Raw genomic sequence first — 13,395 nt, forward strand, 5'->3', positions numbered from 1 at the left:
CGATACAAAAAAGGCGCGGCCGAAGCCGCGCCTTGGATGTTCGATCCGATGGGATCAGGAACGGGGGGTGGTGTCGATCTTGAACCACTTCTCGGACAGCTTCTTGATCGTGCCGTCCTTGATCGCGGCCTGGATCGCGTCCTCGAAGCTCTTCTTGAGTTCGGTTTCGCCTTTGCGCAGGCCGACGCCGACGCCGGCGCCGAGCATGCCGCCGGTGATGGACGGGCCGACCATGGTGTAGTCCTTGAACTCGGGCTTCTCGAGGGTGCCGATGATAGCGGTCGAGTCAGCCAGAACCGCATCGATGCGCCCGGCAGCCAGATCGAGATCGTGCTGCTCGGTGGCCTTGTACTCGCGGATCTCGGCCGTGCCCTTCAGGTACTTGTCGGCGAAGTTCGAATGGATCGTCGAGGTCTGGACGCCGACGGTCTTGCCCTTCAGGAGCGGCTTGTAGGCCTCGATGGCCTTCTCGGCGGCAGCCTGCTGCGAGGAGAGGTTATAGGCCTCGCCCGTGCCCGGGACCTTGGCAAGCGGAGAGTTCTTCGCCACCAGGAGGCCATTCGGGGAGTTGGCGTAAGGACCAGCGAAGTCGATGGTCTTCTTGCGCTCGTCGGTGATGCTCATGCCGGCCATGATGGCGTCGTACTTCTTGGCAGTGAGCGCCGGGATGATGCCATCCCAGTCCTGAGCCACGATCTCGCAGGTGACGTTCATACGCTTGCACAGGTCGTTGGCGAGGTCGATCTCGAAGCCCTCGAGCTTGCCGCCCGCACCGGTGAAGTTCCACGGGGCATAGGCGCCTTCCGTGGCGATCTTTACCGTCTTCTGTTGGGCGGCCGCTCCGCCGATGGCGAGAGCCGAGCCGAGGAGAGCCAAGCCGACGGACTTAACGAATTTCATAGTCGTTCCCTTGTTTGTGGGCCCCGGCTGCAGCTGAGGCCTGATTTAACCGCGGCCGTTCGGGCCGCGCCGTGACGCAGTAACAGCCAAACTTAGCAAAAAGGCAAGAGGTGGCCGGAAGGCCTCACACAACCCGCAGCCTGATCTCGCCGAGGCCCTCAATGGCGCCCACCATGGTCTGACCTTGCGTCACAGCCCCCACGCCATCCGGAGTTCCGGAGAAGATCATGTCGCCCGGGGCAAGCTCGAAATAGGCGGAGAGATAGGCGATCTGCTCGGCGACGGACCAGATCATGTCGGACAGATCCGCCTTCTGCTTGAGGGTGCCGTCCACCGCCAGGGAGATGGTTCCGCTCGCTGGATGGCCGATCGTCGAAGCCGGGTGGAGCGGACCGACCGGGCCTGAGTGATCCGCCGCCTTGCCCAGTTCCCAGGGACGGCGCAGCTGCTTGGCTTCGTCCTGGAGGTCGCGGCGGGTCATGTCGAGGCCAACCGCATAGCCGAAGACGTGCTCGAGGGCCCGCTCGACAGGAATGTCCTTGCCGCCCTTGGCCAGCGCCACGACCATCTCGATTTCGAAATGGTAGTTCCCGGTCTTCGGCGGATAGGAATGATCCGCCGTTTCGCCTTCCGGGACAGGCTGGAGAGCGTCCGCCGGTTTCATGAAGAAGAAGGGCGGCTCGCGGGTCGGATCGCCGCCCATCTCCCGCGCATGGGCCGCATAGTTACGGCCGACGCAATAGACGCGGCGGATCGGAAACAGGTCGGTGCTGCCGGCAACGGGGAGGGCGGGAATCGAAGGCGCGGGAATGATGTAGGCCATGGAAGCTCGCGATAGGTCGGCGAATAAGGTCCGAATGGCTCCTTCCTACACGTTAGGAGGCGCACCACAAGCCGGCACGGTCAGGTTCGCGATGCCGCTTTCGGCGAATACGAAAACGGCGGGCCGTGAGCCCGCCGTGAAGTCCTTGTCTCTGTGCTGCCGTTTAACGGCGCGCCGTGCCGCCGGGAAGGCGACGGGCTTCCGCGGCGTGCTGCTCGATATGCGGCACGACCGAGGCTGCGAACTGGCGCAGGGACGGATCGTTGCCGGCTTGGGCATAACCCGAATGCAGAGCCAGAGCTTCCTGGTGAGCCTCGCGCTGGGCCTGGCCATAGAGTCGGTCGAATTGCGGGCCCGAAGCGGCGGCGAGTTGGTTCAGCATGGCGGTCTTCTCGGGGCTGAGCGGCATGCCGAGACGGATCGGAGTGACCGAGCCGGTCGATTGCACATCGGCCGCACGGCCCGCCGCAGCGCCCGTGGTCGCGCCGACACCCGCGCCAACCGCTGCGCCTACCGGCCCACCGACCACGGCGCCGACACCGGCTCCAGCCAAGGCACCGGTCGCAGTCCCGCCGGCCGTGCCGGGAGTTCCGCTCGCCGCAGCATCGGCTGCCGCGCCCGTAGTTGCGCCGACGCCGGCACCGACGGCTGCACCTACGGGGCCGCCCACCAAGGCGCCGATGCCCGCACCGGCCAGACCGCCGCCGAGCGAACCGCCGATGAACTGACCGGACGCGGTATAGACCGGGCGACCGCCGTTGAGGGCCTGGCTGGTCATGGCATGGTCTTTAATCATGTCTTCTGCGTAGCGGCGCACGGCAGGATTGCGCGAACGCTCAAGGGCAAGCTGGCTCGAGGCGATCTCGAAGGCATCCGATTGAGCCGCCATCCTGCGATAGGTCTGACTGTCCATGATCTGGGCAGTGGCCGGGACGGCCGAAACGGATGCAAGCAAGGCCGCAAGGGAAAGATATTTTTTCATGGGATGACTCCTGTTGTCAGGGGGGCGCAGAACGCCAAGCGAAGCCAATCGGGCTTGCAAGCTCATGGTGTCTGCTGCACCCCTTCAACGGAGGGCGATCTGAGCGGTTCCAGAAGAGATAAGGATATGCTGCCATCAAGGATGAAACGGATGGCAACTGTCAGGAAGATAGTTCGTCAATCCCAGTCAAAACAACGGTTTCCAGTGAAGTTCCTCATTTCAGGTGGTGGGTGAGGCCTTGTCATAAACTTTGCGTCCCAAGAAGCTGGGCCGAAAAGCAGAATCAAAGCTTATCTTTTGGCTGACGAATGCGTGCAAGCGATAGCATGCCCATCCCGCCGACCGTACCGTCAGGCTTCAGGCCGCGCAGCTCTGCCGTCAGGAGGAAGCCGGTGTCGTCGCGGTCGATGGTGAAGAGATGATAGCCAGCCTTGTGGGTCAGCGTCCCGCTGCGGGCCGAGGCGGACGGCGCGCCGATGACCGGAATGGGACCGCGCGGACCGTCGAGATGGGCGAGCGAGCCGACATGGTTGTGGCCATGGAGTACGAGTTCGGCGCCGACTCGGCCCAGCATCTTCTCGAAGCGGCGCGCATCGGTGAGATTGCGCCCGGCCTCGGCCCCGCCGACATGCGGCGGGTGGTGAATGAGGATGATGCGGAAACAGTCTGGATCGCGCCCGAGCTCTCCGAGAATCTGCTCGACAGCCTTCGATTGCTTCGAGCCGACCCGGCCCGAGGCCACGAAGGGCAGGGTCGGGATCGCCGATGACAGGCCAATGATGGCGATGCGCCCGTAGCGACGCAGATAGGGAAAGACGGCCTCACGGCCGTCGTCGCCGCGGGTCCAGGGCGCAATCTCTCGCATGAGGCCTTCGAGGGACCCGCGAACATAGGCGTCGTGATTGCCCGGCACGAAGGTGACACGAGACGGATCGCCCAGACCTTCGAGAAAAACGCGTGATGTCTTCCATTCGTCTGGCAGGCCGATATTGCAGGTGTCGCCCGTACAGGTGATGTGGTCGGGCTTCTGCGCATGGATGTCGGCGACGAGCTCGGCCAGGAGCTCCATGTCGTGCAGATCCTGCCGGCTGCGGTGCCAGTTGTACCAGCCGGTCAGGCGCTTGCTCAAAAGCTGCTTCAGGCGCGGCCGGGGAAGCGGGCCCACATGGGGGTCGGTCAGATGAGCGATGCGGAACATGGCGGCCGGGTTGATGCGAGGGAAGCGAGAGTTCGCGCGCGTGGCCCGATCCGTCAAGCGCTGCCGATGAAGATGCCGGCGAGAAGCACCAGAACGCCGCCGACGATGACCTGATAGGTCGCGCGCCAGAACGGCGTCTCCATGTATCGCGTGCGGATCCATGAAATGGCGACGAGTTCGACCGCCACGACGAGCGTTGCGATGCTGGTCGCGAGAATGAATGCATTGGGCCAGGAATCCGGCACGAGATAGGGCAGGGTATGGCCGATGCCACCGGCTGCCGTCATGACGCCGCAGACGAGGCCGCGCAGCCAGGGCGAACCGCGGCCGGTGATCTCACCGTCGTCGGAGAGCGCTTCCGTCAGGCCCATGCTGATGCCGGCGCCGACCGAGGCTGCAAGCCCGACCAGAAAGGTCTCCCAGTTGTTCTGGGTGGCGAAGGCCGCGGCAAACAGGGGCGCGAGGGTCGAAACCGAGCCGTCGATGAGCCCGGCCAGACCTGGCTGCACATATTGCAGCACGAAGAGTCTGTGGCGGGCGTGCTCCTCGGCAGCTTCGACGTTCTCGGTCAGGTGGGCAGCATGCAACTCGCTCGCCTTGCGCTCATGACCGCGCTCGACTTCCGCGAGCTTCGTGAACAATTCCCGCACGGATACGTCCAGGGTCTGCTGGGCGGCCTTTTCATAGAAATTCGCCGCCTGCAGCTCCATGACCTCCGCCTCGCGGCGCATGCGGTTGAGATCGAGATGCGGGCTCCACCAAAAGGCGCGGCGCTTCAGGAAGCCGCGCACGTCCTCCCGGCGGATGGGAGGCAGATGCTCGCCGAAACGGGAGCGATAGAAGCCGTAGAGGGAATTGCGATGGGCTCGCTCTTCCTCGGCCATGCCGTCGAAGATCTCGGCCGAGGCGGGGAAATCGGGACGGAGGCGATCCGCGAAATGCTGGTAGATCCGCGAATCTTCCTCTTCGTTGCCGATGGCGAGCGCGATAACCTCGCGCTCGGACAATTCAGACAGAGACTTCATACCCGCTCCTATTTAGAAATATTCTAAACAAGAAAGCGGGCTGCCGCCAAGTCTCCCTGTGTGGGCAGGGAGAATGGCGCGAAACTCAGTACTGCGCGCCCGGGATCAGGGTCGAATAGATCGAGCGGTCCTCAAGGTTGAGGGCCGGGGACCAGGAGAAGCGGGCGGAACGGTTGAGACGGGACAGGATCAGCGCGAGAAACATTGGAGCACCTTTGGTTGGCGCTGTCTTAGACCTTCGTATAATGCGGGTCACGCGCCAAATTGCGAGAACAGCTATGCATTTCATGAATGGCCACGTTCATCGTCCGGTAATCTTGTTCTGATTGGGTGGTTCGATGTCTGACTCCCAGCCACGCCGGTCGCCGCGCCTCATCTCCCGGGCTCTTCATACTTATTGGCGCTTCTCCCGCGGCCTGACCCTGGGTGTTCGCGGAGTCGTTCTCGACCAGCAGGACCGGGTCTTTCTCATCAGACACACCTATGTTGCCGGCTGGCATCTGCCGGGCGGCGGCGTCGAGACCGGGGAGGCGGCATTGGATGCGCTTGATCGCGAACTTCGGGAAGAAGCCTGCATCGCCCTCGACGAGACACCTCATCTCTTCGGCATCTTCTTCAACAACAGGATCTCCCAGCGCGATCACGTGCTGGTCTATGTGATCCGGCGCTTCACGGTGCTGGAGGTCAAACAGCCGGACAGGGAAATCGCCGAGGCCGGCTTTTTCCCGCTCGACCGATTGCCAGAAGAGACGACGGCAGCCACCCGCAACCGTCTGGCCGAAATCCTCGAGGGGCAATCTCTCTCAGCGAACTGGTGAGAGAGCATTTGCGCCGCGTTCCCGACGCTGCTATGGCCTAAGCCATAAAGGAAACGCCGAGCCCCATGAGCAACACCCGGATTCTGCGACGACGACACGGCTGACATCACGTCCAGCCGCCATTTGTCGTTTCTCGTCCTTCCGTGAGTCCGTTCATGACCGAGCTCTCGCTCCTGATCCGCACCGAACAACCCATCGATTCCGAGGCCATCGAGCGCCTGCACGAGCGCGCTTTCGGCCCGGGCCGCTTTGCCCGCACTGCGTCTCGCCTGAGGGAAGGGGCGTCCCATCTGCTCGATCTGTCGTTCACCGCCCTGGTCGGCACCCTGCTCGTCGGCTCGGTGCGCCTGACGCCGGTGAAGGCCGGCAAGGTGTCCGCCCTGATGCTGGGACCGCTCACCGTGGAGCCCGCCTTCGAGAGCCGTGGCATCGGTGCGGCCTTGATGCAGCGCTCGCTCGATGCCGCCAAGGCGAAAGGCCATACCCTGGTGTTGCTCGTTGGTGACGAGCCTTATTACAGCCGCTTCGGCTTCAAGCGCATCCCGCCACAGCAACTGCAGCTTCCGGGTCCGGTCAATCCTGCCCGTTTCCTGGCGCTGGAGCTGGCGGAGGGGGCGATGGCCGGCGCGAAGGGGCTGGTGAGCCCGCTGCCGCAGGATTCCTGATCAGGCCAGAATTCCTGATCAGGCCCTGCGGCGTCCTTCGATCAGCCAGGCAACGAGCGTCGAGCCGATCAGGAGCGCCAGACCGACGAAGCCGAGCGCCATCGGGAAGACGGACACGCCGCGCACGATGGCGCTGTCGCTTGGCTTGATGCCGATCCAGTCGCCGCCGGAAAAGCGTGTGCCAGAATGCACCGCGAGAATGCGTGGCACCGTGATGCTCTGATCGCCTGCCATCGCGACCCGCCGCACCGATCCACCCGTCGCCTCGGCAATCGAACTCAAGGCCTCGGTATTGCTGAACACGTCCGTCAGCTCGCGCGGATTGGCCGGTCCGATACTGACGAAGGTGATGAGATCGCCCGAACGGACAGTGTGCAATCCAAGCTCTCGGCTTGCCACCTGCGCAGTGAAGAGGCCGGGGCGCGTCTCGGTGAGCGGCACGCTGCTCTCCGCACCGCTCGGCGCGATGAGGGTCGCGGGATCGGTTGTCTCCGCCATGGTCTGCCGCTCGATTCGGATATCGCGCCCTTGCGCACTTGCGCGTAGCGCCTCCTCTTCGAGGGCCGGTTCCTTCATGAGCCAATGGGCGAGGCGGCGCAGCAGGTCGAGATGCGGTCCGCCATCCTGATAGCCGCGGGCCCAGAGCCAGGCATGATCGGAAAGAAGCAGTGCCACGCGGCCCTTGTCCTCCCGGCGCAGCACGAGAAGCGGCAGATCGTTTGCACCCGACATGAGGGTGTCGCCCGATTGCACCTGCGAGCCGATGATGCGCAGCCACTCGCCCCAGGCGGGTGGCGATTGCTCGGAGCCTGGTAGGTCGCGGGTGACGGGATGCCGGTCGCCGGTATCGGTAATCTCGGCCTTATAGGGCTGCTCGACGATGCTGCCGTTGGGCTGACCCGGAATGATCGGTGCAAGCCGCGTCTGCGCGAGGCTGCCATAGCTCGCGAATTCCGGTCCCGCTGCCACGAGGATCGCGCCGCCTTCGCGCACGTAGCGCACGATGTTCTCGAAATAGCTCGATGGCAGGATGCTCTGGTTCGCATAGCGGTCGAAGATGATCAGGTCGAATTCCTTGATCTTCTGCTGGAACAGCTCGCGAGTCGGGAAGGCGATCAGCGAGAGCTCGTTGATCGGCGTGCCGTCCTGCTTCTCCGGCGGCCGAAGAATCGTGAAATGGACGAGGTCCACATTGGCATCGGATTTCAGCAGATTGCGCCAGGTGCGCTCGCCCGCATGCGGCTCGCCGGAGACCAGCAGCACGCGCAGCTTCTCGCGGATGCCTTCGATCGGAACGACGGCACGATTGTTGGTCTGCGTCAGTTCGTTCGGCAGGCCCTCCACTTCGAGCTCGATCACATTGGTGCCGCCATGCTCGATACGCACATCGAGCGAGAAGGGGGTATCGGCCCGCACCTGCTGGCGGGTGAGGACCTGGCCGTCCCGGCGCACGGTGACGAGAGCCGACCCCGTGCCGCCGCGCTCCATAATCTGTGCGCGGATGGTCTGATCCTTGCCGACGATGCCGAAGCGGGGCGCCTCCAGCAGCTTGATTTGCCGATCGCGCTCGTCGGGGCGGCCGGTGATGAGCGCATGAAGCGGTGCCCGGAAGCCGAGGCCTTCCACGGAGGGCGGAATGTCGTGCACTACGCCGTCGGTGACGAAGATAACACCGGCGAGCCGGTCCGGCGGCACATCGGCGAGGCCGTTCGAGAGGGCGGCGAACAGGCGCGTGCCGTCATCGCCGTTGCCGTCATCCGCCTCGATGAAGCGGGGATCCACATCGGCCAGCGAGCCGAAGCGGCGCTCCAGTTCCGCTCGCACCTGATCGGTCATGGGTGAGCGGTCGCCCAGGGTCTGCGACGTCGAGCGGTCGATGACAACCGCCACGATATCCTTCACCTTCTCCCGATCCTCCTGCACGAGCGCCGGGTTGGCGAGAGCGAGGAGAACGAGGCCAAGGGCGATGGCTCTGAGGATTGCAACCGGTCCGCGGGAGACCAGCGCAAGCACTACGAGCAGCGCGACGACTGCGCCAAAGACCCAAAGGGCATAAGTCGGGATGAGTGGGGAGAAGCTGATCGAGAGCAACGCGATCTCCCCTTACTGCCCGAGGCGTTCGAGCAGGGCCGGCACGTGCACCTGATCGGCCTTGTAGTTGCCGGTCAGCGCATACATGACGATGTTGACGCCGCTGCGATACGAGAATTCCCGCTGGCGTTGATCGCTACCGACGACCGGATAGATCCATTCGCCCCGCGCGCCCACAGCCCAGGCGGCGGCGAGATCGTTGGACGTAATGATGATCGGTGAGACGCCATCGCCCGAGCGGGCCGGACGGTTTGCTTCACCCTCGGGTGCGGGTGGCAGAGCCTCGACCCAGGTCTGTCCCGTGGCATAGCGGCCGGGGAAGGTGTCGAGAATGTAGAAGGTCTTGGTCAGCACGTGATCGGCCGGCACGGGCTCGAGTTCGGGAATGTCGAGGCTTGCCAGCATCCGGCGAAGGTACTGTCCCTCGGCGGTGGGCGCTCCGTCCGGGCGATTGCCGAAGGCATCGCGCGTGTCGAAGATCACCGTGCCGCCCCCCTTCATGAAGGCATCAAGGCGCCGGATCGCAGCTTCGGACGGCATGGGACGCGACGCGACGATGGGCCAGTAGATCAGCGGATAGAATGCGACCTCGTCGCGCGAGAGATCGATGCCGATGGGCTCGCCGGGCGAAAGGGCAGTCCGCTGGCTCAGCACCTGCGTCAGTCCGGCCAGTCCCGCCTTGCTCGTCTCATCGACCTGCGAGTCTCCTGTGACAACATAGGCCAGTCGCGTCACGAGAGCGGGATTGGTGCTCTCCATCATCATGGACGACCGGCGTTCCTGCGCGCTCGCATCGGAGACCGGATTGAGGACAAACGACGCGCCGAGGATGATGGCAGCCGCAGCACCAGCTCGGCGCAGGCGTCCGGTAAGGTTCGACAGGTGGCCGCCGAGCCAGAGCGAGACGAGGGTGTCTATCAGCAGGAGCGCGAGTGCGAGCATGAAGAGCGGCATGCGTAGATCGATGGTCTGTGCACCGGCGAGCGGCGCGATCCGCGCACTGAGCGGCGCATAATTGAGTGGGGCCAGCCGGTCGCCCGGCAGAAGCGCATTCACCGCAAGGCTCGAATCCACGGGGCCATAGAAGCCCGGCGGATGCTCCCCGGTCGCACGGTCGGCATAGTTGCGCGGCACAGCACGGGCATTCGCCGGAGGCGAGGTGAAGATGCCATAGCCATCGAGGGTCAATCGAGGGGCCACCGTCTCGTTCTCCGCGTTGCGCGCTTCCGCATTCATATCGCCTGGTGCCCCGGCAAGAGCCGTGGTCCGGCGCAGCATGTCGACGAAGAGGCCCGACAGGGGCAGGTTCGACCAGGTGGTGTCGGCGGTGACGTGGAAGAGCACGATCATACCGTCGCCGCGTTTGTCCGCCGTGACGATGGGTGTGCCATCGGCGAGCGACGCCCAGGTTCTCGACGGCAGGTCGCCATCCGGTTCCGCGAGGATCTGGCGGCGGATGCCGATCTCCTCCGGCACGGCGAGGCCGAAATAGGGACTTTCGCGGGTGAACGGTGCGAAGGTCTTCGGCGTGTCCCAGGACAGCGTGCCGCCGAGGCTGCGGCCGCCCCGGCGCAGGCGCACGGGCACGAGTTCATCATTGCCGGCGGCCAACCTGGAGCCGGCGAAGCGCAGCAGCATGCCGCCCTGCTCGACGAAGGCCGTCACTTTGCCGAGCGTCTCGCGGTCGAGGCCGCCCACATCGGCGAGCACGAGAACGGAAACCTGTTCGTCGATCAGTTGGTTCACCGCATCGGCGACCGCGCCACGGCCATTGCGGATTTCGGAATAAGGCGAGAGTGCGCGCTCGATATAATAGAGCGGCGAGAGAAGGGGTTGGGCCTGATCGGACGTGCCGCCGAAGACGAGGCCGACGCGGCGGCGCTTGCCCCGCTCGTCGAGAAGATGCACTGCGCCAGCCGAGCCCTCGCCGAGGATCTCGATGCGGGCAATGGCGTTGCGGATCTCGGTCGGCAGATCGAAGGCGATATTCGTCTCGGTGGCGTTCTGATCGAAGGAGAAGCGCATGTCGGCGAGCGGCAGGCTCCTCAGATCGAGCGCGCGCACCGTGCCGGCATCGCGTCCGTTTGGTTCGGGTCGTACCAGTTTGACGTTGAGTTGGCCGCTGGCATTCTCAACACCGGCAACGGCGAGCGCCGGAGCACGTTCCGCTTTCAGGACGGTAATCCGCTGCCCGCTCGCCATTTGCGCTAAGCCGTCGATGAAGCCCTGTCCATCAACGCCGGCCACCCCGTCGCTGATCCAGACAATATTTACCTCAGGCGTGGATTCCATGAAACGCCTGATGGAATCGAGATGAGCCTGACGGTCCTGAAGATGCGGCAGAGGCTTTAAGGACCGCAGCCGCTCAAGCGCGGCGGCCGGGCTCGCGAGTTCGATAGCGGCAGGAGCTTCCGCCGTTGCAACCAGAGCAACGGTGCGTCCGTCGCGTCCCGCTGCCTCGATGCGCTCGGTGGCGAGGTTCAGGCGATCGCGCCAGTCATGGGCGGAGGCAAAGCCGTTGTCGAGCATGATCAGAAGCGGTGAACGGTTATTGTCCTCCGCGAGCGGATTCCAGATCGGACCCGCGGCTGCGAGGATGAGGAAGGCGGCGAGCAGCAGCCGCAGCAGAAGAAGCCACCAGGGTGTACGGGCAGGCGTTTCCTCCTCTGGCCTTAGGTCGGCCATGATCTTCAGGGGTGGAAAGTCGACGCGCTTCGGCTGCGGCGGCGTGATGCGCAGGAGCAGCCAGATCGCCGGCAGAGCTGCCAGGGCCGTCAGGACGAGCGGAACGGTGAAGGTGAGAGGAAGGCCCAGCATCGCTCATCACCCTCCCAATGCTGTGCCGCGAGAGGTCGATACGAGCGTCATGATGCGCAGCGCCGCTTCACTGGCAGGCCGGTCGGTCCGATGGATGGTCAGCGTCCAGCCACGGCGGCGGGCGAGCTGCTGAAGTTCCTCCCGATGGTGCTCGATCCGCAGTCGATAAGCTTGCCCCCAGGAGATCGCATCGCCGATGCGGAGCGAAAGGCCGTCCTCGAGATCGTGCAGAACCGCTTGACCCTGGAACGGGAAGGTCTCCTCGACGGGATCGACGATCATCACGAGGTGCCCGCGCGCTCCGCGCGACGAAATGGCTTCGACCATGGCCGTGATGTCGCTGACGGGCGACAGGAAATCGCTGATCAGGATCGCTTCGTGTTGCGGTGCGATGGGAGCCTGCGGCGGCAGATCCTCTTCAAGCGAGGTGCGATCCGCCACCAAGGTCTGTGCCATGGCCTCGGCAATCCGCCGTGTGGCGCGTGGCGGCATCAGACCCAGCATGCCGACCCGCTCTCCGGCTTCCACGAAGCAGTCGGCGAGCGCCAGACCGAGCACGATGGCGCGCTCGATCTTGGGTGCCTGCGCGAGATCCGAGACGTAGCCCATGGAGGCGGAACGGTCGAGCCAGAACCAGACGGTCTGGGCCGTCTCCCATTCGCGCTCGCGCACGTAGAGCCGGTCGTCGCGGGCCGAGCGGCGCCAGTCGATGCGCTGCGCGGCCTCTCCGGCGACGAAGGGTCGGAACTGCCAGAAGGTCTCTCCGGTGCCGGCGCGCCGGCGGCCATGGATCCCGTGGGCGAGGTTCGCAGCGACACGCCTCGCCTCGAGCACGAGATGCGGCATCCGGCTGGCCAGGGAGAGCGCGCTCTCGGTTTCGCGGCGACCTGGCGAGCGGGCACTTTCGGGGAGGACCCGGACACGGGCCATGACTGAGATCCTAGCCTGCCAGCCGCGCGGTGAGCCGGCCCACAACGCTCTTGATCGTCTCTCCATCCGCCCGGGCGGAGAAGGTCAGCGCCATGCGGTGCTTGAGCACCGGTTCGGCCAGCGCCACCACGTCGGCGATGGAGGGGGCTACACGACCCTCGATCAGCGCGCGGGCCCGCACCGCCAGCATCAAGGCTTGGCTGGCGCGGGGGCCCGGCCCCCACAGGATCTTGTCGGTCACGCCATCGACCCCGTCGCCTTCCGGACGGGCCGAGCGGACGAGATCGAGGATCGCATCGACCACGCTTTCGCCGACCGGCAGGCGGCGGACAAGGCGCTGCGCGTTCATGAGCGCTTCCGCATTCATGACGGCCTGGGGCTTGTGTTCCTCGGCACCCGTGGTCTCGATCAGGATGCGCCGCTCGGCATCGCGGGTCGGGTAGCCGACGTCGATCTCGAGCAGGAAGCGGTCAAGCTGGGCCTCGGGCAGGGGATAGGTGCCCTCCTGCTCGATGGGGTTCTGCGTGGCGAGCACATGGAAGGGCTGCGGCAGATCGTGCCGCTCGCCGCCCACGGAGACGTGATGCTCCTGCATGGCCTGGAGCAGGGCGGATTGGGTTCGAGGGCTCGCGCGGTTGATTTCGTCAGCCATCAGGAGTTGCGCGAAGACCGGGCCCTTCACGAAGCGGAAGGACCGGCGCCGATCGGCGCCTTCGTCGAGGATTTCGGAGCCGAGAATGTCGGAGGGCATCAGGTCGGGTGTGAACTGGATGCGGCGGGCGTCGAGCCCGAGCACAATGCCCAGCGTTTCCACGAGCTTCGTTTTGGCGAGGCCGGGGACGCCGACGAGAAGGCCATGGCCGCCGGCGAGAAGGGTGATGAGGGTCAGGTCGACTACGTCTTCCTGGCCGAAAATGACCGTGTGAATGGCCTCGCGGGCACGGCCGACAGTCTCAAGGGTCGCCTCCGCGCTGCGGATGATCGCGTCGTCCAGGGCGGTGGGCGCTTGAGCAATGCTGGCCGTCATGAGGTCACTCTCCTCGTTCGCAACTGCCCCCGGTAGCTAGTCTGCCTTCGATCCGTGTCGAGACGCAAGGGTCGTTGCGCCGCAGCAAAGGACCGATATGGAGTGGACGGGACCGCCGG

The 13,395-nt window shown here is 65.0% G+C and carries 11 protein-coding genes; 2 read left to right on the forward strand and 9 right to left on the reverse strand.

The window, feature by feature from the left end:
* Window positions 1-54 precede the first annotated feature (54 nt).
* From JO965_RS06445 to mbfA, 5 genes are all read right to left on the reverse strand, one after another.
* Complete coding sequence (locus JO965_RS06445; protein ID WP_203442866.1) at window positions 55-900, reverse strand: lysine/arginine/ornithine ABC transporter substrate-binding protein; 846 nt, start codon at window positions 898-900, stop codon at window positions 55-57.
* Window positions 901-1,024: 124 nt separating this feature from the next.
* Entirely contained in the window at window positions 1,025-1,723 is a 699-nt protein-coding gene (locus JO965_RS06450) for a fumarylacetoacetate hydrolase family protein (RefSeq protein ID WP_203442867.1), read from the reverse strand.
* Between the two features lie 163 nt (window positions 1,724-1,886).
* Window positions 1,887-2,705 carry a DUF4142 domain-containing protein gene (locus JO965_RS06455; protein WP_203442868.1) on the reverse strand — a complete coding sequence of 273 codons (819 nt, stop codon included), beginning with the start codon at window positions 2,703-2,705 and terminating at the stop codon, window positions 1,887-1,889.
* A 283-nt stretch (window positions 2,706-2,988) separates the two neighbouring features.
* On the reverse strand, window positions 2,989-3,903 hold the full coding sequence (locus JO965_RS06460; RefSeq protein ID WP_203444085.1) for a metallophosphoesterase: 915 nt from the start codon (window positions 3,901-3,903) through the stop codon (window positions 2,989-2,991).
* 53 nt (window positions 3,904-3,956) lie between these two features.
* Window positions 3,957-4,928, reverse strand: a complete 972-nt coding sequence (mbfA, locus tag JO965_RS06465; RefSeq protein ID WP_203442869.1) for an iron exporter MbfA — start codon at window positions 4,926-4,928, stop codon at window positions 3,957-3,959.
* Window positions 4,929-5,266: 338 nt separating this feature from the next.
* On the opposite strand from mbfA, the gene JO965_RS06470 reads away from it, so the two are divergent.
* Together JO965_RS06470 and JO965_RS06475 are read left to right on the forward strand one after the other, a co-directional pair.
* Window positions 5,267-5,746: an NUDIX domain-containing protein gene (locus JO965_RS06470; protein WP_203442870.1), complete on the forward strand. Its 480-nt coding sequence runs from the start codon at window positions 5,267-5,269 to the stop codon at window positions 5,744-5,746.
* A gap of 155 nt (window positions 5,747-5,901) precedes the next feature.
* Window positions 5,902-6,411, forward strand: coding sequence for a GNAT family N-acetyltransferase (locus JO965_RS06475; RefSeq protein WP_203442871.1), 510 nt, complete (start codon window positions 5,902-5,904; stop codon window positions 6,409-6,411).
* An 18-nt stretch (window positions 6,412-6,429) separates the two neighbouring features.
* Here JO965_RS06475 and JO965_RS06480 read toward each other — a convergent pair whose 3' ends face one another.
* The 4 genes from JO965_RS06480 to JO965_RS06495 are packed head-to-tail and all read right to left on the reverse strand — an operon-like array spanning window position 6,430 to window position 13,276.
* Complete coding sequence (locus JO965_RS06480) at window positions 6,430-8,502, reverse strand: hypothetical protein (RefSeq protein ID WP_203442872.1); 2,073 nt, start codon at window positions 8,500-8,502, stop codon at window positions 6,430-6,432.
* Between the two features lie 12 nt (window positions 8,503-8,514).
* The gene (locus tag JO965_RS06485; RefSeq protein WP_203442873.1) at window positions 8,515-11,319 is read right to left on the reverse strand and encodes a DUF4159 domain-containing protein; all 2,805 of its coding nucleotides are present in this window, start codon (window positions 11,317-11,319) and stop codon (window positions 8,515-8,517) included.
* Between the two features lie 6 nt (window positions 11,320-11,325).
* A complete protein-coding gene (locus JO965_RS06490) occupies window positions 11,326-12,249 on the reverse strand; it encodes a DUF58 domain-containing protein (protein ID WP_203442874.1) in 924 nt (307 codons plus the stop codon).
* 10 nt (window positions 12,250-12,259) lie between these two features.
* Window positions 12,260-13,276 carry a MoxR family ATPase gene (locus tag JO965_RS06495; protein WP_203442875.1) on the reverse strand — a complete coding sequence of 339 codons (1,017 nt, stop codon included), beginning with the start codon at window positions 13,274-13,276 and terminating at the stop codon, window positions 12,260-12,262.
* Window positions 13,277-13,395: the final 119 nt, after the last annotated feature.

Source organism: Microvirga sp. VF16 (assembly GCF_016864375.1).
GTDB lineage: Bacteria > Pseudomonadota > Alphaproteobacteria > Rhizobiales > Beijerinckiaceae > Microvirga.